Below are 19,823 nucleotides of genomic sequence, written 5' to 3'. Positions count from 1 at the left end.
CAGGTGGCGATGTCCACGGCGGTCCGGGTGGCGACGTCCACTGCCGGCGAGGCGGCTCCCGTCCGCCGCGAGCCTGGATGACGACGACCGCACGCTCGACACCGCGCCGGGGTCGAGCACGAGGTTACGGTCGTATTCCCCGGGAGAACGACCGCAACCTCGTGCTCGGCGCACCCGGTGGCGGGCACCGGCACCTAGGGGCGCCAGCTGCACCCGGTTGCACACCCGACAGACCGCGGGGCTCAGCCTCCCTGGGCCGCGACCTCGGCGTCGCTGCGCAGGATGCAGAACTCGTTGCCCTCGGGGTCCGCGAGCGTGAACCATCCCGAGCCGTCGGGACGGCGGTGGTCGGCGAGCTGCGTGGCCCCCAGGCCGAGGAGCCTCTCGGTCTCCTGCTCACGGGTCCCGTCGACGGGGCGCAGGTCGAGGTGGAGCCGGTTCTTGAGCTCCTTGCCCTCGGGCACCTCGATGAACAGCAGGCGCCCACGGCTCTCCGCGGGTGCGTCGCCGCCGGCCGGCGGGAAGATCATGCACTCCTCGTGGCCGGGCAGGTTGGGGTCGTCGGGGTCCTCGACGTAGCCGAGGACCCCGCTCCACCAGACCGACTGGGCGTAGGCGTCGCGGGCGTCGATCGTCGTGTGCTGGATGCGAGAGGTCATGGCCTCAACCTAGGGACGGCGGGTCCGCGGCGCAGCAGGAATTCCGGTCGCGACCGTCGTCAGGGTCAGGGGCTCGGGTCCCGGCCCTGGCCCCCGCGACGAGCATGCGGTTGGCGTCAGGCGAGCATGCGGTGGCCGTTCGAGATCGACAGATTCACGACGCCAACCGCATGCTCGGCACCGAGACAGCACCGAGACAGGACGGAACGGGCCCGGGCCGACGGGCGGAGCGCCCACCGGCACTCCGCCGAGCACGAGGTTCCGCGCGCTCGACCACGAAGTTGCGGTCGAAAAGGCCCGGAGAACGACCGCAACCTCGTGCTCGGCGCCCAGGCACCCAGGCACCCCAGGCGCCGGCACCCGGCCACCGCACCCCAGAGCCCCAGGGCCCCCGCCCTCACGGCACCAGGAAGCCGTCCCGCACGAGTCCCCGCACCGCGGGCAGCAGCTCGCCCGCGAGCTCTCCGGCCGGCACCTCGAACAGCGACGCGATCGCCCCGATCAGCTGACCCACGGTGAGCTCGCCGTCGCTCGCTCCCACGAGCGCCGCGAGCCCGGTCGACGCCTGGATCCCGCGGCCCAGCCCGTCGCCCTGCCGGACGATCACGACGTTCGGGTCCTCGGCGCCGGGCGTCAGGTAGCGCTCCTCGGTCACGTCGGGCGCCACGGACAGCCGGGACGACGCGAGGGCGGCGTCGTCGCGGGCCTCGAGCCAGTCGTGGGCCGCGAGCGAGGCCGCGAGGTGACCGCCGAGCGGCTGGCGCACCGACCCCGTGTGCTCCTCGAGGCGGCGCAGGCTCACGCCGTGGCCCGCAGCGGGCTTGCGGAGCGTCACGATCCCGAACCCCACGGCCTCGACGTCGCGCGTCGCGAAGTCGTCGAGCCACGCCTCGTACGACGCTGCCCACGCCCCGGGCTCGCGCTCGGGCGTGGTGCCACCGTCACGGATCCACGTCTCGGCGTACTCGGCCGGGTCGAGGACCTCGCGCTGGATGATCCAGCCGTCGAGCCCGGCCTCCTCGAGCCAGGCCCCGACGCGCTCGGTCCACGGCTCGCCCCGCCGGTGCTCCCAGTTGCCGAGCATCTGCGCGACACCGCCCGGCGCGAGCACGTCGCCGACGCCCAGGACCAGGTCACGCACCAGGTCGTCGCCCGCGCGGCCGCCGTCGCGGTACTCGTACTCGGGAATGGCGCCGTCGGCGGTCGACGCACCGCGGGGGGTGATGACGAACGGCGGGTTGGAGACCACGAGGTCGAACTGCTCGCCCGCGACGGGGTCGAGCATCGAGCCCTCGCGCAGGTCGAGGCGCACGCCGTCGAGGGCCGCGTTGAACTCGGCGAACCGCAGCGCGCGCCGGGAGATGTCGGTCGCGACGACGGACTGCGCGTGCCGCGACGCGTGCAGCGCCTGGATGCCGCACCCGGTCCCGAGGTCGAGCACCCGCCCCACGGGAGTCCGCATGGTCACCTGTGCGAGCGTGATCGAGGCCCCGCCCGCCCCCAGCACGTGGTCTCCCGCGAGGCGTCGCCCGGTCGCGAGCTCGCCCAGGTCGGAGGCCAGCCACCACGTGACCGGACCCGCCGCGTCGGCCGCGGCGTAGGGGCGCAGGTCGGCCAATGCGCGCACGCCGTCGTCGGGCCCGTTGCCTGCCGCGGCCACGAGGCCGAGGCGCGCCGCGCCGTCCGTCCCGACCCCGGGCAGGGCGGCGTCGAGGTCCGCGCGGCGGACCTCGAGGCCCAGCAGGAAGAGCGCGGCGAGCACGGCGCGGGGGTCCTTCTTCCGGCCCGACGACGTCGCGCCCGTCGCGTCGTCGAGCGCGGCCCGGGCGACACGCAGCGCGGGCACCGCCTGCTCGCGGTGCAGGGCCGCTGCGGCGAGCGGACCGAGGAAGTCCTCGACGCCGTCGACCGTGTAGCCGGCTCCTTCGAGGTCGGTCCGCAGGAGCGGCAGGAGGCGTGGGTCGATCGCGGGTTCACCGAGGGGCATGCGCCTATCCTCCCCCGGTGACCCGGTGCCGCGCGCGACCGCACGCGAGGACGACAGAGGGGCGGGCCCGCAGCACGTGCTGCGGGCCCGCCCCTCCGGGACGGCTGGACGTCAGGCCGCGCAGTTCTCGGTCGTCCACTTCTCGACGTTGTCCGCGGCCGTCTGGAAGTCGGTCGACTGGAGCGAGTCGGAGAGCTCGGTGGCCTTCTCCATGTAGTCGTCGGCCGTGGGGTCGAGCTCGGAGAGTGCTGTGAGCGTCTCCCCCATGTTCTCGAAGCCCTCGGTCAGCGTGGTCCAGTCGGCCGCGATGGCCTCGGGGGCCTTGGCGGCCTTGAGCTCGGTCACGAGCTTGTCGAACGCCTCGCCCGCGGCCGCGGGGTCGCTCGCGTCGACGTCGTTCATCGAGTCCTCGAAGCCCTCACCCGTCTCGCAGAACGCCTTGACGTCGGCGTCGCCGCTGCAGGCGGCGAGGGAGAAGGTCAGCAGGACGGCAGTCGCGAGGCCGCCGACGGTCTTGGTCAGGTTCTTTCGGTTGGTCATGCACACCATCCTGAAGCATTCCTGTGAGGATCACGGCGAGAATTCGCGCCCTGGGGACTTCTCCCCATCGGATTCACCCGGTGCAGGTCGCGTCCAGGTAGGCAGTCACGCGTCCCGAGGCCGCCGTCATGGCGTCGGTGTCGAGGTCCTTGCCCGCGTCGTCGAGCGCGCCGACGATCGACTTCGCGGAGTCGATGTCGGCCTTGGACAGGGCTTCGGCCGCGGTCGTGACGTAGGACGTGACGGTCTTCCAGTCGGCCGCGACCTCCGCGGGCGGCTCGACGCTCGTGAGCGCGACACGCGCGTTCTCGAAGCCGGTCACCAGGGTGCGGGGGTGCTCGACGCTCATCGACACCTGGGCGGTGTTGGCCGCGGCCCAGGCCGCCTCCGTCTCGGCGCAGAACGACGTGTCGACCGCCGGGTCCGCTTCTCCGCCCGCGGCGGCGGCGGCCTCTGCGTCGGCGTCGGCTGCCGAGGCGGCGTCGGTCGCCGCGTCGACGGCCGCGCTGTCCTCGGCGGTCGAGGACTCGGTCGCAGCGGTCTTCGGCGAGGACTCGGCCGAGTCGGCGTCGCCGCCTCCCGAGCACGCCCCCAGGGCGAGGAGCGCGACGACGGCGAGCGCCGTCGTCGGGCGCAGGAACGAGGTACTCATACGTCCATCATCCTTGCTCGGCGCCCTCCTCCGAAACTCGCTGGTCACAGCAGCGGCGGAGCCCGGCGGCGCACCGGTTCGACGGGGCCCGCACGTCCGAGCCCGCGTCCGGGCGGTGCCCGCGCGACATCTCGCGCCGGAATGCGCCTTTTCTCCCTAGGATGGGCCGGTGAGTGCGACACAGCGGGGACCGGTCGACCGGCCCGACGACGACCCCGGCAGCGCAGGCCACCCCTCGGGTTCCCCGACGACCCCGGCCGCCTCCCAGCCGCCGCTCCGACGGCACACCGAGGCCCGCACGCCCGTGCAGGACCGGAGCAACCTCCGCCAGCGCGCCATGGTCGAGGCCGCGGCCCGCCTGCTCATCGCCGAGGGGTTCCCCGCCGTGACCCACCGCCGCGTCGCGAAGGCCGCCGGGGTGCCGCAAGGTTCGGCCTCGTACTACTTCCCGTCGAGCTCGTCGCTCGTCACCGCTGCGGTCGAGGCCGCCGAGGAGCTGCGGGGCTCGGCAGCGACCGAGCGTGCTGCGGCCCTCGCGCGCCGCGAGCGCTCGACGACCCGCACGGCCCGCCTGCTCATCGAGACGTTCTACGCGCCGTCGGTCGACGACTCGGTCGTCGACGTGCGCCTCGACCCCATGCTGACCGCGATGCGCGACCCCGCTCTCCGCCCCATCATGCGGGCCTCCCGCCCGCGCCTCCTGGCCGCGCTGCGGACCGTCCTGGACGCGAGCGGGTACCAGCACGTGACCGACGTCGACCTCCTGGGCCACTTCGTCGACGCCTCGCTCATGTCCGCGGCCTCCGACGGCGCCGAGCAGGTCCTCGACCGGGCGACCGAGACCACGGCACGGCTGCTCGAGCACTGGCGCTGAAGCGCCGCTCGGGCCCGGCGCCGGCCGTGGCCCGCCCCCGCGCGACGCCTCACAGCCCCCGCAGCAGCGCCCGGTAGAACACGACCCCGCGCCCCAGCGCGTCGATCGTCACGTGCTCGTCGACGCCGTGGATCGACTCGCGCTGCTCGCGCGTCATCGCGAACGGGCTGAACCGGTAGACGTGCTCGGAGATCTCGCAGAAGTGGCGCGAGTCGGACGCGCCGAGCATGACGTAGGGCGTCACGACCGCGTCGGGGTACGCCGCGCCGATCGACTCGCGGACCAGCGCGAACTGGTCTCCGTCGGTCGGCGACACGGGCGAGGGGTCCTCGCCCGAGACCACGTGCAGCTCGATCGTGGGGTCGTCGACGACGCGGCGGAGCCGCTCGACGACCGTCGCGACCGTCTCGCCCGTCGCGATCCGGACGTTCGCGTTGGCCTTCGCGGACGCCGCGAGGACGTTGGCCCCGGGGCTGCCCTGGAGCTGGGTGATCGCGACGGTCGTGCGGACCATGGCGTTCGTCTCGGGGCTCACCGTCCCCAGGACCCGGGCGAGCGCGGGGCGGAGCTGGCGGGCGCTCGCGAACAGCAGCCGCAGCCCGAACGGCGAGTGGCGCCCGAGCGTGTCGATCATCTCGAGCGTCGGCTCGGGCAGGTGCGGGGGGAACGGGTGGTCGTCGATGCGCGTGATCGCGCGCGCCAGCCGAGCCGTGGCCCCTCCGCGCACGGGCGTCGAGGCGTGCCCACCGAGCGACTGCGTGCTGATCTCGAGGTCGAGGATGCCCTTCTCCGCGACGCCCACGACGGCCGTGGGCGCGGTCACGCCCGGGAACGCCCCCTCGACCACCGCCCCGCCCTCGTCGACCACGAGCCACGGGCTGATCTTGCGCTCGCGCAGCACGGCCACGGCCGAGCGTGCGGCGTCCCCCGCGGTCTCCTCGTTGTGCCCGAACGACAGGTAGACGTCACGGTCGGGCGTGAAGCGCTGGGCGAGCAGCGACTCGACCGCCTCCAGGAGCACCACGAGCGACCCCTTGTCGTCGAGCGTGCCGCGCCCCCACACCGCGCCGTCCCGGATCGCGCCGGAGAACGGGTCGCCCGACCAGTCCTCGGCCTCGACGGGCACGACGTCGTAGTGCGCCATGAGCACCGCGGGCGCCGCCGGTGCCGCGCCCTGCCGGCCGCGCCACCGGAAGAGCAGGCCGTGGCCCGCGACGCGCTCGAGCGTGAGCCGCTCGTGCACGCGCGGGTACAGCTCGGCGAGCCGTTCGACGAACGCCTCGAAGACCGCGGGGTCCTCCTCGCCGGGCACGCGCGAGGACACGGTCGGGATGCGCACCAGCGCGCTGAGCCGCTCGGCCGTCCCGACGGCGTAGCTCGCCGGGTCGTCGCGCACCGCCTCGTCCTGGGGTCGGGTCGCGCGCGTCCCGCTGCCCGCGAACCGGCCCGTCCGCACGTCCGCACCCTGGGGCGTGAACCGCGCGGCCCGGGCGACCCCGGCGCCGACCAGGGCGAGGACCCCGGCGGTGAGGGCGCCCGCGACGGCGCGTGCCGCCGTCGGGCCCTGTCCTGTGCTCCTGCTGCTCACTGCTGCGCCTCCTTGACGACGACGGGTGCTTGCTGGGGGACGAGGGGCTCGACGGGCGCCGCCTCGGCGTCCGCGAAAGCGAGCCGCGGGACGAACGCGAGCACCACGGCCGCCACGACCGCCGTGACCCCGCAGGTCGTCCAGACGATCATGTAGCCGCTGAGGGACCCGGCCGTGGCCTCGGAGCCGTCGAGCGTCGCGTGCGTGCCCGAGATCAGGGCCAGCGCGAACACGCACGACGCGAACGTGCCGCCGATGGTCTTGGTCGTGTTCGTCAGGCCGGTCGCGACGGCCGTGCGCCCCACGGGTGCGGCGGCCGCGGCCGCCGCGGGGAGCGCCGCCACGAGCGCTCCCGACCCGAGCCCCGCGACGACCATGTTCGTCAGGAGGTTCGCGGTGGTCTCGTGGAACGGCAGGAACAGCAGGTAGCCGACCGCGACGAGCGAGGCCGCGAGGATGAGCGTGCGCCGGGGCGTGAGCAGCCGGGTGATGCGCGAGAACGCGAGCGCCCCCAGCAGGCATGAGACCACGTACCCGCCCACGAGCAGCGAGACCGTCATGGACGACGCGCCCAGGCCGTAGCCGTAGACCTCCGGGTCGGTGCGCGCGAACGTCGACAGCGGCCCCTGGGCACCCAGGATGCTGACCCCGAACAGGGCCGCGGTGACCATGATGGGCCACATGGTCGGTCGGCGCAGGACCCGCAGGTCGACGAGCGGGTCGGCCTGGCGCAGCTCGTAGCGCCCCAGTGGCCACAGCGACGCGACCCCGACCACGACGAGCCCCCAGGCCCACCACGTGCCGAGGCCGTTGGTGCGCATGAACGTGAGCCCCGCGCTGACGAGCAGCAGGGTCAGGCTCAGCAGGACCACGCCGCCGCGGTCGAGCGTGCCCTCGCCCTTCTCGGGCGACTCGGGGATGCGGAACCACACCACGAAGAACACGGCCGTCACGGCCATGGCGGGGATGCTCAGGGCCAGCCAGAGGCGGTCCTGGGCCAGCGCGCCCGCCTGCCCGCCGGCCAGCGCCCCGACGATCGCTCCCGCCTGGAGCGCGGCCACGATCACGCCGGTCGCCCGGCGGGTCAGCGACGGGCCGTCCGCACGGCCGCGCGAGCGCGCGTAGACGAGCGCGACCTGGAGCGGCAGCCACACCACGTAGAACCCCTGGAGCGACCACGCCACGAGGAACACCCAGAAGGTCGGCGAGAACGCCACGGCCCACGAGGCCGCGGCCGTCAGAGCCGTCGTGACGAGCAGCATCCGGCGGTAGCCGTGGATGTCGCCGAGCTTGGCGAAGACCGGCACGACCATGGCCGAGAGCAGCAGCTGGGCCGCCTCGAACCAGTTGACGTCGGCGTCGTGGATGTTCAGGTGCCGGGCGATGTCGGTCAGCAGCGGCGTGTAGAAGCCCTGGAGGATGCCGCTCGTGAACTCGACGAAGAACAGGTAGCCGACGATCCCGCCCGCGATCCCGCCGACCTTGAGCGCCGTGCCGTTGCCGGCCCTGTCCACGCGTCCTGGAACGCCTCGCAACATGTTCGCCTCCGCAGGGCCGGGTGGGACCGGCCTGTACCTGGCCCGCCGTTGGACCGCTCGGCAGGATACTAGGTACTTCACGTTTCACGTAGATGTCGAGGTCGGGGCCCCGGCCGCCCGTCCGCCGGCGGGGCGCAGCACGCCCTCGGGGGCCGCCTCCCCGGTCAGGACGCCGTCACGCCGGAGGCGGCGCGACCGTCGACCCGCGCACCACGAGGCGCGGGGCGAGCACCTCGTGCCGGTCCTCGCCCCGACCGCCCAGCCGTTCGAGCAGCAGCTCGACCGCGAGCGCCCCCATGCGCCCGCGCGGCTGGTGGACGCTCGTGAGGCGGGGCCGGGCCCGCCGGGCGAGCGCCGAGTCGTCGTAGCCGACGACCGCGAGGTCCTCGGGAACGCGCAGGCCCTGGTCGTGCGCGTGGTCCACGACGTCGAACGCCTCGACGTCGTTGCGCGCGAACACGCCCTGGTAGCCGTCCGCGACGAGGTCCGCGACCGGCGCGTCGGGGCCGACGACCCGGATCGCCTCGGCCAGGCCGTGGCGACGCATGGCCGCCTCGTAGCCCGCTCGGCGCGCGAGGCCGGCGGGGCGGGCGCTCGCGCTCACGTGCGCGATCCGCGAGCGCCCGAGGCCCACGAGGTGGTCGACCGCGAGCGCCGCGCCCCGGGCGTCGTCGTTGGTCACGGTGTCGACGCCGTCGACCGCGCCGAGCGGGCGCCCGACCATGACGACGGGTGCGCGGCGGGCGGCGGCACGCAGGTGCTCCTCCTCGAGCCAGGAGCTGATGACGACGAGCCCGTCGACGTTGAGGCCCAGCAGCGTGTCGAGGTGGCGCGCGAGGTGCCCGCGGTCGCGCGACCCGTGGACGAGCAGCACCGAGAAGCCTGCGGTGCCCGCGGCCTCTTCCACACCCGTGACGATCTCGGTGTGGTACGGGTTGTCGAGGCTCGACAGGACGGCCCCGATGAGCATCGTGCGGCCCTGCTTGAGGCTTCGCGCGAGGGCGTTGGAGCGGTAGCCGAGGTCGTCGGCCGCGCGCCGGATGCGTTCGCGGGTGCGCTCGCTGACGCCCGGGTCGCCGCGCAGGGCGAGCGAGACGAGCGACTTGGAGACGCCTGCGTGAGCGGCGACGTCGAGGAGGGTCGGGCGGGGGTTCACCGGTCCATTGTCCCCTCTCGTCGGCTCGGAACTGGAACGTTCCAGAAGTTCGGGCGTGGTTCGCCTCCCGGACACCGGGCGGACGCCGGGCCGTCGCTTCCCGTACCTACGGTCCCACTGTGACCACGACCGACCTCACCCGCCCCGCGCCGCTCCCCGGCGCCACCGACCCGGCCGACGACGGCGCGATCCTCACGCTCGCGAGCGTCGCGCCCCGTGTCGCAGCCCGCCGCACGCCGCCCGGCCTGGGCGCGCGCCCCGACGCGCTGCTCCTCGACTTCGGCGGCGTGATCTTCCAGACGACCAAGCGCCCCGAGGGCTACGGCGAGCTCGCGACCCACCTCAGCGAGGTGCTCGGCCGCGCAGGCCACCGCTGGTCGCCCGAGACCCTCGAGCCCGTCCTGCGCGGCGGCGTCAAGGCTCTCAAGGACTGGAAGAACGCGTCGAGCCGGCGCCTCGCGCCGCTCGAGCTGGACCACCGGACGATCTGGCACGACTTCCTCGCCTCGCCCCTGCCCCTGGCCGCGCGAGAGGTCCTCGCAGGCAGCGCGGGCACGCTGCTGGCCCGTCTGACCGCGACCCTGAGCGAGCACACCGTGCGCCCCGGGATCCCCGAGCTGCTCGCGACCGCGGCCGAGCTCGGCGTCACGGTCGGGATCGTGTCCAACGCGCACTCGGGCCGCGCGCACCGCACGCTGCTGGCCGCGCACGGCCTCGACGAGGCGTTCGGCGTGCAGGTCTACTCGGACGAGGTCGGCCTCCGCAAGCCCCACCCGGGCATCATCGCGATGGCCGCGCGCGCTCTCGGCACGACCCCCGAGCGGACCTGGTACGTGGGCGACACGCTCGACCGCGACGTGGTCGCCGGACGCCGCGCCGACGTCGGGGCCGTGATCCTCACGCGCCACCACAGCGACGTCCCGCCCTACCCCGTGACCGACACGGCCGATGCCGTGCTCGACACCCCCGAGGGGATCGCGGACCTGCTGCGCGCGTCGACCCGCCCTGCGGGGACGCCGGGCGCGGCGCCGGGCGCCGCGGCGGAGGCGGCGGTCGGCGCGACGACGGAGGCGGCCGACGCGCCCGCGGGACGCCCGTCGGCCCTCCTGCTGGACCACGGCGGCGTCGTCGTGACCTCGGTGCCCGACGACGCGGCGCGCCTCGCGTTCGGCCGGCACCTCTCGCAGCGGCTCGCCGTCGCGGGGTACGCACTCTCGCCCGAGGAGGCGGTCGAGGCCGTGGCCGGCGCGCGCGTGCGCCACCGCGCCTGGAAGGACCGGCACGAGGGGGCACCCGCCGCGGGCACTCCCGCGGACCCCGCGGCCGGGCTCGTCGAGGACGTCGAGGAGATCGACGCGACGACCTTCTGGGTCGAGCTGGTCGGCCCGGCCCTTGCCCACCTCGGGGACGGGATCGAGGACTGGCTGCGCGCCGAGGCGTACGCGCTGATCCTCGAGTACGCGCGCTCCAAGAGCCTGCCGACCCTGCGCCCGGGGGTGCGCGACGTGCTCGAGGCCGCGCGCGCCGGCGGGGTCCCCGTCGCGATCGTGTCCAACACGGTCTGCGGACGAGCGGTCCGCGAGGAGCTCGAGGCGTTCGGGATCGACCACCTCGTGGGCGTGCACGTCTACTCGGACGAGCTCGGCTACCGCAAGCCCGACCCGGTCACGGCCCGCACGGCCCTGACCGCGCTCGGCGCCGACCCCCGGTCCGCGTGGTTCGTCGGGGACAAGCCCCACCGTGACGTCCTGGCCGCGCGCGGCGCGGGCGTCGGGACCGTCGTGCTCGTGCGCGGTGGGTCGAGCAGCGACGCGACCCTCGACTCGGCCGACGGCGCCCTCCGGCCCGACCACGTGATCGCCGAGGTCGGAGACCTCCTGGCGCTCTGGGCCCCCGCGTCACGGCCGTCGCCGACGCCCCCGCGGCGGCACGACGGCTGACCGGCAGCCCACGCCCTTCCCCTCACGCACCACCCGTCACCCACCGCAGCACCTACCGCCCCAGGAAGGCACACCATGAACGGCTCCGCGAGCTCCACCGCCCCGGCCCGTCAGTCCCCGCCCCCGTCGTCCGCCCGGAGGCCGGCCGCGCCCGTGAGCGCCCTGCGCCGCCGCCTGCACGACCCGGACGGCATCAGCAGCTCCCAGAAGCTCATGATCCTCGTGCTGTCGATGACGTTGTTCGGGGTCTCCGACATCGTCACCGGGATCGTGCCGAGCATCGAGGTCGGTCCGTTCGAGCTCGAGGTCGCGTACTTCGCGTTCATCCCGGTGGTCCTCGCCGCCCTGTTCTGCCCGCTGTGGGTCGCGATCGGCGCACCGCTCGGCGAGATGGTCTTCTCCGACATGCTGCTCGGCGACTTCGGCGGTCTGGGCGAGCTCGAGGGCTTCCTCCAGCTCCTGCTGGGCATCTACGTCGCGGGCTGCATCGTGCGCGACCCGCGCAACCGTCGTCAGCTCTTCGCCGCGGCGCTCGCCCTGGTCTCGATCGACAAGGTCTCCTCGGGGCTCATCGACCTCGCCAAGGTCGGGATCGGGATCGACCCGGAGACGCTCGAGGAGTCGAACGGGTTGTTCCAGGCGGTGCTGGTGTCCGAGTCGATCGAGCTCGTCATGGCGCTGCTCATCACGGGTGTCCTGTTCGGTGCCCTGCCGGCCATGTGGCTCGCGCCGCGCCTCTACGGGAAGATCGAGCCGCTCATGGGCCTGCGTCCGCGCGCCCCCCAGAACCCGCCGCGGCTCGTCGGGCCGCGCGGCACGCCGTTCTGGCTCATCGGTGTCCTGGCGCTGCTCGGGGCCGTGGCGATCGGCGTGGTCTCGCAGTGGGAGGAGTTCGTGGGCCGCGAGGGCGGCCTCATGACTCTCGGCGCGTTCCAGCCCGACTTCGTCGACGAGTACGGCACGGCCTACCTCTGGGTGGCCCTCACGGTGGCCGCGCTGGCGGTCGCCGGGGCGTGCGTGCTGGTCGCGGTCCTGCGAGCCCGACGGCGACGCGACGCAGGTGCGCCGCTCACCTCGGCCTCGCAGCAGCACGCAGCGGACCGAGGCGAGGTCTGATGCCCGCGCCGGCCATGGCGATCGAGGTCCGCGGGCTCACGTTCCGCTACCCGGGCGCCGAGGAGGACACGCTGCGCGGGGTCGACCTGCGGATCGAGGCGGGCGACTTCGTCGCCGTGGTCGGCGGCAACGGGTCCGGCAAGACGACGCTGTGCAAGACGTTCAACGGCCTGGTCCCGCACTTCTGGTCGGGCGACCTCGAGGGCTCGGTCCACGTCCTGGGCCAGGACACGGCCGAGGTGGGGGTCGCCGAGCTCTCGCACGGCGTCGGATACGTCTTCCAGGACTTCGGCAACCAGCTCGTGCGCCCCACGGTGCGCGACGACGTCTCGTTCGCCCCCGTCAACTTCGGCCTGGCCGACTGGCGGGAGCGGACGACGACCGCGCTCGAGACCCTCGACATCACCTCGCTGGCCGACCGGTTCACCTGGCAGCTCTCGGGAGGCCAGCAGCACCTCACGGCCATCGCCGGTGCGATCGCGCTGACCCCCTCGGTGCTCGTGGTCGACGAGCCCGTGGCCGAGGTGGACCCGCACCGCGCCCAGGAGATCTACGAGCACCTGTCGCGGCTCAACCGGGAGCTCGGCATCACGATCGTCGTGGTCGAGCACCACGCCGAGTTCGTGGCCCGCTACGCCCGGTCGGTGGTCCTCATGGCCGACGGGCTCCCCCGCTGGCACCTGCCCGTGGCCGAGGCCCTGGCCCGGACCGAGGACCTCGAGGCCGCGAACATCCCGGTCCCGCAGGTCACCGCGGTCGCCCGGGCCTTCGAGCCGCACGGCCCCGTGCCCTCGACCGTCCCCGCGGCGATCGAGTGGCTGCGGGACCGGCAGCTCGCCGATCCGGCCCCGGCCCCGGCCCCGGCGACGCCGTCGGGGTCGGGTCCGGACCGGGGCACGGCAGCGGACAGCTCCGTGGCAGACGACCAGGCGGCGGACGCTCCGGGCGAGGGCACCGGCGCTCCGGGAGCGACGGCCCCGCACCGCGGCCCCGTCATCGCCCGCGTCGAGCGGGTCACCCGCGCCTACCGCACGCTCGCCGGTCCCCGCTCGGTCGTGATCGACGGGCTCGACCTCGACCTGCACGAGGGCGAGCGCGTGGCGCTCGTGGGTTCGAACGGTGCCGGGAAGTCGACCCTCCTCAAGCTCCTGTCCGGGCTCGACGTCCCGGACGCAGGGAGCGTGAGCGTCGACGGGACCGACACCCGGACCGTCTCGGCCGCTGAGCTCGCCGACACGGTCTGCTACCTGTGCCAGCGCCCCGAGGAGATGTTCCTCAAGGACTCGGTCCGGGCAGACGTCGCGATGCACCCCGCCGGACGTCGGGTGCCGGGCACGGCGTCGCTCGTGACCGAGGTCCTCGACCGCGTCGACCTGACCTCCCTCGCCGACCGTGACGGGCGGCTGCTGTCCGGCGGCCAGCAACGGCGGGCGACCCTCGCCGTCGGGCTCGCGATGCGGCCCCGCCTGCTGCTGCTCGACGAACCCACGTCGAGCCTCGACCTGCGCAGCCGCGACGACGTGATCGACATGCTCGCGGCCCTCGCGGCGCACATCCGGTGCACCGTGATCGCGACCCACGACATGCACCTGGTCGCCGAGTGGGCGGACCGGGTGATCGTCCTCGACCAGGGGCAGGTCATCGCCGACACCGACCCCCGGACCCTCTTCTCGCGCCAGGACCTCCTGCGCCAGGCCCGCCTCGTCCCACCACAGGTCGTCCAGCTCGGGGCGGCCCTCGGGCTGGAGCCCGCCCCGCTGTCGGTGCCCGAGCTCGTGGCCCGGCTGTCCCTGCGGACCACGACCCCCGACGCGACCCTACGCACCAACGGGAGGCTCTCGTGAGCAGCACCACCGGCGGCACGACCACGCTGTCCGCGCAGGTCCCGCCGCGCCCGGCACCACGCACCGACGCTCCCCCTCCGACCGGTGCCGGGCGCGGGCGGTCCTCGCGACTCCGCCGGGCCGACAGCGAACGACTGTCGCTCGAGTGGATCAAGCTCGAGCTCATGCGTGTCGCCTACGCGACGCGCGGCGGGTTCCTCGCCCGGCGCGACCCGCGCGCGGTGCTCTTCTGGTATGCGCTGTGCGGGCTGGCACCGTGGTTCACGTACGACCTCACGGTGCTCGCGATCCTGTTCGTGATCGCGGCGGGCACCGCCCTCGCGGCAAGGATCGGGCCCCTCCTGCTCGGGGTGTTCGCGCTCGGGATCGCGGGGCAGTGCCTCTACCTGCTGGCGCTCGTCTGGTTCCTCCAGGGCGACGCGACCGCGATCCAGGGGCTCGCGGTCATCACGCTCAAGCTCGGCACGGTCTCGCTCGTGAGCATGGCCGCGTTCGTCTCCCTCGACCCCGAGAAGCTCTCCGACGCCCTCCTCGCGCTGCACGCTCCCGCGATGCTGGGGTTCGGGGTCAGCTACGGCTACCGGATGCTGCCGCTGCTGATCGACGAGTTCCACACGATCGTCGACGGCCATCGTCTGCGCGGACCACGCGCGACCCGGCACGGCCTGCTCGGCTGGCGCACCGCACGGCGGGTCTCGCTCATCGTCGTCGAGTCGTTCTACCCGCTCATGCTCAACACGGCCAAGCGGACACGGACGACGGTCGAGGCCCTCGAGACCAAGGGCTTCACGACCGAGCGGCGTGACGACGCCGGCCGACGCATCCGCCTCGCGCACCTGGCGTTCGGGGCGGGCGACGTCGCGCTGCTCGCGACGTCGCTCGTCGTCGTGGTCGCGGCGTTCGTGGTGGGTACGACCTGGCCGGTGCTGGGCTGAGGGAGCGGGCAGGGCGATCGCCCTGCCCGCTCCTGACGGCTGGTCGGCGGACGAGCCTCAGCTCGTGCGCACCGCCTGCGGCTCCTCGGACATCTGATCGCGGTCGACGCGCGCCGCGCGCAGCCTCGACAGGATGACCGCCCCGAACGCGATGCCCGCCGCGACCACCGCGATGCCGATGCGCAGGGTGTGGTTGGCGTCCTCGGGGACGCTCAGGAGCACGACAGCGGGGGCGATGAGCACCGAGACCAGGTTCATGACCTTGAGCAGCGGGTTGATCGCCGGACCGGCCGTGTCCTTGAACGGGTCGCCCACGGTGTCGCCGACGACGGTCGCCTCGTGCGCCGGGGACCCCTTGCCGCCGTACGCGCCGTCCTCGACGATCTTCTTCGCGTTGTCCCACGCGCCCCCGGAGTTCGCCAGGAAGACCGCCATGAGCACGCCCGCGCCGATGGCCCCCGCGAGGAAGCCCGCGAGCGGGCCCACCCCCAGGCCGAAGCCCACCGCGATGGGCGCGAACGCTGCCAGCAGGCCGGGCGTCGCGAGCTCGCGCAACGAGTCGCGCGTGCAGATGTCGACGACCTTGCCGTACTCGGGGCGCTCGTCGTACGTCATGATCCCGGGGTGCTCGCGGAACTGGCGGCGCACCTCGTAGACGATCGCACCGGCCGCGCGGGTCACGGCGTCGATCGCGAGGCCCGAGAACAGGAAGACGGTCGCCGCCCCGAGGATCACGCCGACCAGGGTGATGGGCGAGATGATCGAGTAGTCGAGCATCGAGACCACGAGCCCACCGGCCGGGTTCGTGATGTCCGCGAGCGCCCCGCCCACCGCGTCCGCGTAGGACCCGAACAGCGCGGTCGCCGCGAGGACCGCGGTCGCGATCGCGATGCCCTTGGTGATGGCCTTGGTCGTGTTGCCCACGGCGTCGAGGTCGGTGAGGATCTGCGCGGCCTCCGGGTCGCCGTCGCCCGCCTCGCCCACGGACATCTCGTAGATGCCCTGCGCGTTGTCGGACACCGGACCGAACGTGTCCATCGCGACGATCACGCCCACGGTCGTCAGGAGCCCGCAGCCTGCGAGCGCGATGAGGAACAGCGAGAGCCAGACCGAGCCGCCCGCGATGAGGAAGACGCCGCAGATGGCAGCCGCGATGATGCCCGCGGTGTAGACCGCGGACTCGAACCCGACCCCGATGCCGGACAGGACGACCGTGGCCGCCCCCGTGCGCGAGGTGGCGGCGACGTGGAGGGTGGGCTTCGACGTCGTGCCCGTGAAGTAGCCCGTGACCCACAGGATGATGCCCGCCAGGACCACGCCGATGAGGACCGCGAGCGCCGCGACCACGCGCGGGTCGCTCGTGACGTCGCCCAGGTCCGCGGTGCCCGACAGCTCGGAGAACGACGACGGGAGGTACGCGAACGCCGCGACCCCGGCCAGGACCGCGCCGAGCAGCGCCGAGAGGTAGAACCCGCGGTAGATGGCCCGCAGGCCGTTCTCCTCGCCGCGGATACGCGTGATGAACACGCCCAGCACCGCGACGAACGCGCCGATCGCCGTGACGATCAGCGGGAAGACGAGCCCCTGCTCACCCATCGCGGCCTTGCCCAGGATGAGGGCCGCGACGAGCATGACGGCGTAGGACTCGAACAGGTCGGCGGCCATGCCCGCGCAGTCGCCCACGTTGTCGCCCACGTTGTCCGCGATGGTCGCCGCGTTGCGCGGGTCATCCTCGGGGATCCCCTGCTCGACCTTGCCCACCAGGTCGGCACCGACGTCCGCCGCCTTGGTGAAGATCCCGCCGCCCACGCGCATGAACATCGCGAGCAGAGCAGCCCCGAACCCGAACCCCTCGAGCACAGCCGGCGCGTCCCCTCGGTACAGCAGGACGACCCCTGCCGCACCGAGCAGCCCTAAACCCACGACGGACATCCCCACCACGCCTCCGGTGCGGAAGGCCACGCGGGCCCCCTCGGCACGGCCGCCGGGTCTGGTCGCGGCCGACGCGACGCGCACGTTCGCGCGCACCGCGAGCCACATCCCCAGGTACCCGATGCACGCCGAGAAACCGGCGCCCACGAGGAACGCGACCGAACGCCCTACCTTGATGCCGGCGTCCCCCGGCAGCAGGAACAGGAGACCGAACACGATCACGGCGAACAGCGCGAGCGTGCGGAACTGCCGGTTGAGGTAGGCCGAGGCCCCTTCCTGGATCGCTTGCGCGATGTCCTGCATCTTCGCGGTCCCCTCGGGCGCCGCGAGGACCTGACGTCTGAGCACGAAGGCGAAGACCAGCGCGGCGAGCCCGATGGCCCCGATCACCGCGACGATCGTGAGACTGGTGGAGCTGAGCGTGAGCATCCGTCCTCCTTGACGACTGCTGGACCGGGGTCACCGGCTGACCTCCGGCACCCCCGGAGGATGCGCCCGAGTCTAGCCATGTGTGGCGCACGTCACGCGACGTCGTGCAGGTCTTCACGAGCGAGCACCCCAACGATCCGGCACGGTCGCCCGTCATGATCAGTGACACCACCCACCACGGGTGGTCAGGTACAGGACGAAGGGGGATCGGTGGCCACCTGGGACGACGAGCTCGCCGCGCTGACAGCACAGCGCGGGCAAGCGCTCACGGGGTACGCCTACCTGCTCTGCGGGAACAGGCGCGATGCGGAGGACGTGGTGCAGGACGCACTCGTCAAGGTGTTCTCACGGCTTCGTGGAAGGGGCCCGACGGCGTCCCGACAGCCCGCGCCGACGTCGCCCTCGGGCGGGACGAGGCTCTTCACGCTCGACGACGCCCCCCGCAGCGAGGCCGAGCGCCCCGTCGCACACCTCGAGGGGTACGTGCGACGGGCGATCCTCACGCTCTACCTCGACGGCTACCGCCGTCGACGGAGCTGGCTCGGGCTGCGGCACCTCGTCGGGCAGCGGGAGTCCGTCCCCGGCCCGGAGGCACCTGCGTCGGCCCGCGCCGACACGGCCAAGGCGCTCGCGGGGCTGACGCCGCGCCAGCGCGCGTGCGTCGTGCTCCGGTACTACGAGGACCTGACCGTCCCCCGCATCGCCGAGGAGCTCGGGTGCGCCGAGGGGACCGTCAAGCGGCACCTTTCCGATGCGATGACCGTCATGCAGCAGACGCTGGGAGCAGCTGCCCCGGCCGTGCCGGCGCTGCCGGTCGACGCCACGACACCGGCCCGGCCCGGCCCGGCCCGGAAGGCGGAACGGACGACGGAACCGGCCTCGCCGTCCCGCGCGAAGCCACCCACCACACCGGCACAGGACCTGCCGACCCCCGCAGCGACGAACGGGAGGAACACCCAGTGAACGCCACCCACATCGGCCCCTCGAACCACGACGACGAGCTGCGCAGCGCCCTGCGCGACCTGGTCGACGACGCGTCCCTCCCGGGGCTCGACACCCACCTGGACGTCGTCCGCGGACGCACGCGCCGCCGTCGGGCAGCGAAGAAGGTCGCCCTGGGGGCGACCACGCTGTGCGTCGCCGGGGCGCTGGGCGTCGCGGCGATCACGCTCCCGCAGGGAGTCCGACCCACGCCCGTCGCTCCGGCCGAGTCCCCGTCCCCCTCGGCGATCCCGACGCAGACGCCCGCATCGCCGACCTTCCCTGCAGGGATCGACGCCACGGCTCTCGCGTGCCAGCAGCCTGCCCCGATCCCGACGGGCGACGACCTGCCCGCCCACCTGAGCGTCGGGGTGCCCGCCCTCACGGCGCAGACAGCCGGCTCCGTGACCGCACCGGTCCTCCTGCGGTTCGACGGCGACGCGCGCCTCCGGTACGCCGACTCGGCCACGGGCGCGTACATCGTCACCCAGGGCGGGGTCATCGTCAGCTCGCCGCTCCCTGCTGCCGAGACCACGGGTGAGGCCACGCCTGCCCCAGGCTCCTCGGCGACCTGGGAGCTCGAGCTCGCTTCGTCCGCGTCGTGCGACCCGACCACCACGCAGCCGTCGCCGCTCCCGGCGGGTGACTACGAGGTGTTCGCGCTGCACCGGTTCCCGCTCACGGGCTACTCGGCCCTCCGAGCGGACGGGACCTGGGGCGAGGAGACGACCGGGGCGCTGTTCGACGGGTGGCTCGTCGCCGACCCCGTACCTCTGACGATCACGCCGAAGCCCGACCCGGTGGAGGTCCGGGACGTGCTCGGGGCGGACACGTCGGCGGTCTTCGAGGCCCTTCGCCAGGCAGCCAGTACCGGAGCACCGGCCGCTCTCGACCTCTTCTTCGTCACCGCATCGGACGAGGACGTCGTCACCGTGGTCAACGGGCCCGACCAGAGCCACCAGGTCGTCGTGTCAGCCCTCGCGGACACCGGAGCGCGCCCCCGGACCATCAGCGACGACGGCTGGTCAATGACCGTACGGGGCGGCGCACTCTTCTCCGACGACCTCAGGAGCAGCTACTCGTTCGGCCGTCTCATGGGAACCTACGACGTCACGCTCGACGATTCGCAGGCCGGGCAGTCGTTCACCCTTCAGGTAGTCGACGGGGGGACACCCGGCACGGCTCCTGCCACGAAAGACGAGGAGGTCTGCCAGGCCTTCGACGCTCACCTGCGCGCAGCAGGCACCCTCCTGCCCGCGATGGACACCGATCTCACCTATCTCATCGACCATCCGGTTCCGGCCGGCGCGTCACAGGAGTACGCGGAGATCCGGGCACAGTGGATCGAGTCACCACGCGTCTGGTGGGCGATGGTGGGCTACGTCGCCGCAAACCGGGCCGGCGACCCCGCGGGTGACGCCATCAACGCGGCCTGCTTGGGGTACTGGGGCTGACATCGACACCCACGGCCCGGGGCCCGCTCTCACTTCCGGGAGCGGGCCCCAGGGTCGTGTCCAGGAGCACGAAGAAGACCGGACTTTCAGCTTGCCGAGAGCTGTGTCCGCAAGGCGATCCTCACGAGCTATCTCGACGGCTTCCGCCGCCGACGCCACTGGGAAGGCATCCGCCACCTGTTCGGCGAAACCGGCGGC

15 protein-coding genes are annotated in these 19,823 nt (G+C 73.6%); 7 read left to right on the top strand and 8 right to left on the bottom strand.

Annotated elements, in window-relative coordinates; translation table 11 throughout:
• Nucleotides 1–242: 242 nt before the first annotated feature.
• The 4 genes from ACFWGN_RS16690 to ACFWGN_RS16675 form a co-directional block, all read right to left on the bottom strand.
• Nucleotides 243–659: a VOC family protein gene (locus ACFWGN_RS16690; RefSeq protein WP_377618359.1), complete on the bottom strand. Its 417-nt coding sequence runs from the start codon at nucleotides 657–659 to the stop codon at nucleotides 243–245.
• A 397-nt stretch (nucleotides 660–1,056) separates the two neighbouring features.
• On the bottom strand, nucleotides 1,057–2,646 hold the full coding sequence (locus ACFWGN_RS16685; RefSeq protein WP_377618357.1) for a methyltransferase: 1,590 nt from the start codon (nucleotides 2,644–2,646) through the stop codon (nucleotides 1,057–1,059).
• A 111-nt stretch (nucleotides 2,647–2,757) separates the two neighbouring features.
• A complete protein-coding gene (locus ACFWGN_RS16680) occupies nucleotides 2,758–3,186 on the bottom strand; it encodes a hypothetical protein (protein WP_377618355.1) in 429 nt (142 codons plus the stop codon).
• Nucleotides 3,187–3,259: 73 nt separating this feature from the next.
• Nucleotides 3,260–3,838 carry a hypothetical protein gene (locus ACFWGN_RS16675; RefSeq protein WP_377618353.1) on the bottom strand — a complete coding sequence of 193 codons (579 nt, stop codon included), beginning with the start codon at nucleotides 3,836–3,838 and terminating at the stop codon, nucleotides 3,260–3,262.
• Nucleotides 3,839–4,007: 169 nt separating this feature from the next.
• Here ACFWGN_RS16675 and ACFWGN_RS16670 point away from each other — a divergent pair, with 169 nt between their 5' ends.
• Entirely contained in the window at nucleotides 4,008–4,712 is a 705-nt protein-coding gene (locus ACFWGN_RS16670; protein WP_377618351.1) for a TetR/AcrR family transcriptional regulator, read from the top strand.
• A 49-nt stretch (nucleotides 4,713–4,761) separates the two neighbouring features.
• On the opposite strand, the gene ACFWGN_RS16665 is transcribed toward ACFWGN_RS16670, so the two are convergent.
• The 3 genes from ACFWGN_RS16665 to ACFWGN_RS16655 form a co-directional block, all read right to left on the bottom strand.
• Nucleotides 4,762–6,300 (bottom strand): M20/M25/M40 family metallo-hydrolase, encoded by a 1,539-nt coding sequence (locus ACFWGN_RS16665; RefSeq protein ID WP_377618349.1) that lies wholly within the window; start codon nucleotides 6,298–6,300, stop codon nucleotides 4,762–4,764.
• Nucleotides 6,297–7,814, bottom strand: coding sequence for an MFS transporter (locus ACFWGN_RS16660; protein ID WP_377618348.1), 1,518 nt, complete (start codon nucleotides 7,812–7,814; stop codon nucleotides 6,297–6,299). The genes ACFWGN_RS16665 and ACFWGN_RS16660 overlap by 4 nt, the downstream gene beginning before the upstream one ends.
• A 199-nt stretch (nucleotides 7,815–8,013) precedes the next feature.
• Nucleotides 8,014–8,994 carry a LacI family DNA-binding transcriptional regulator gene (locus ACFWGN_RS16655; protein ID WP_377618346.1) on the bottom strand — a complete coding sequence of 327 codons (981 nt, stop codon included), beginning with the start codon at nucleotides 8,992–8,994 and terminating at the stop codon, nucleotides 8,014–8,016.
• Between the two features lie 119 nt (nucleotides 8,995–9,113).
• Between ACFWGN_RS16655 and ACFWGN_RS16650 the strand changes: the two genes are divergently transcribed.
• The 4 genes from ACFWGN_RS16650 to ACFWGN_RS16635 all read left to right on the top strand — a co-directional run bounded on the left by ACFWGN_RS16650 (nucleotide 9,114) and on the right by ACFWGN_RS16635 (nucleotide 14,829).
• On the top strand, nucleotides 9,114–10,934 hold the full coding sequence (locus ACFWGN_RS16650) for an HAD family hydrolase (protein ID WP_377618345.1): 1,821 nt from the start codon (nucleotides 9,114–9,116) through the stop codon (nucleotides 10,932–10,934).
• A 75-nt stretch (nucleotides 10,935–11,009) separates the two neighbouring features.
• Complete coding sequence (locus ACFWGN_RS16645) at nucleotides 11,010–12,050, top strand: cell division protein FtsQ (protein WP_377618343.1); 1,041 nt, start codon at nucleotides 11,010–11,012, stop codon at nucleotides 12,048–12,050.
• Nucleotides 12,050–13,894: an ABC transporter ATP-binding protein gene (locus ACFWGN_RS16640; protein ID WP_377618341.1), complete on the top strand. Its 1,845-nt coding sequence runs from the start codon at nucleotides 12,050–12,052 to the stop codon at nucleotides 13,892–13,894. Before ACFWGN_RS16645 ends, ACFWGN_RS16640 begins: the two co-directional genes overlap by 1 nt.
• Nucleotides 13,891–14,829 carry an energy-coupling factor transporter transmembrane component T family protein gene (locus ACFWGN_RS16635; protein WP_377618340.1) on the top strand — a complete coding sequence of 313 codons (939 nt, stop codon included), beginning with the start codon at nucleotides 13,891–13,893 and terminating at the stop codon, nucleotides 14,827–14,829. The genes ACFWGN_RS16640 and ACFWGN_RS16635 overlap by 4 nt, the downstream gene beginning before the upstream one ends.
• Nucleotides 14,830–14,886: 57 nt before the next feature.
• On the opposite strand, the gene ACFWGN_RS16630 is transcribed toward ACFWGN_RS16635, so the two are convergent.
• Nucleotides 14,887–17,190, bottom strand: a complete 2,304-nt coding sequence (locus ACFWGN_RS16630; protein WP_377618338.1) for a sodium-translocating pyrophosphatase — start codon at nucleotides 17,188–17,190, stop codon at nucleotides 14,887–14,889.
• Between the two features lie 210 nt (nucleotides 17,191–17,400).
• On the opposite strand from ACFWGN_RS16630, the gene ACFWGN_RS16625 reads away from it, so the two are divergent.
• Together ACFWGN_RS16625 and ACFWGN_RS16620 are read left to right on the top strand one after the other, a co-directional pair.
• Nucleotides 17,401–18,153, top strand: a complete 753-nt coding sequence (locus ACFWGN_RS16625; protein ID WP_377618336.1) for an RNA polymerase sigma factor — start codon at nucleotides 17,401–17,403, stop codon at nucleotides 18,151–18,153.
• Nucleotides 18,150–19,625 (top strand): hypothetical protein, encoded by a 1,476-nt coding sequence (locus ACFWGN_RS16620; RefSeq protein WP_377618334.1) that lies wholly within the window; start codon nucleotides 18,150–18,152, stop codon nucleotides 19,623–19,625. Before ACFWGN_RS16625 ends, ACFWGN_RS16620 begins: the two co-directional genes overlap by 4 nt.
• Nucleotides 19,626–19,823: the final 198 nt, after the last annotated feature.

Origin of the sequence: Oerskovia sp. NPDC060338, from assembly GCF_042726295.1 — a bacterium.
GTDB lineage: Bacteria > Actinomycetota > Actinomycetes > Actinomycetales > Cellulomonadaceae > Oerskovia > Oerskovia merdavium.
Note: the sequence above shows the minus strand (reverse complement) of the source record. Positions and strands in the feature narration are given on the sequence as shown.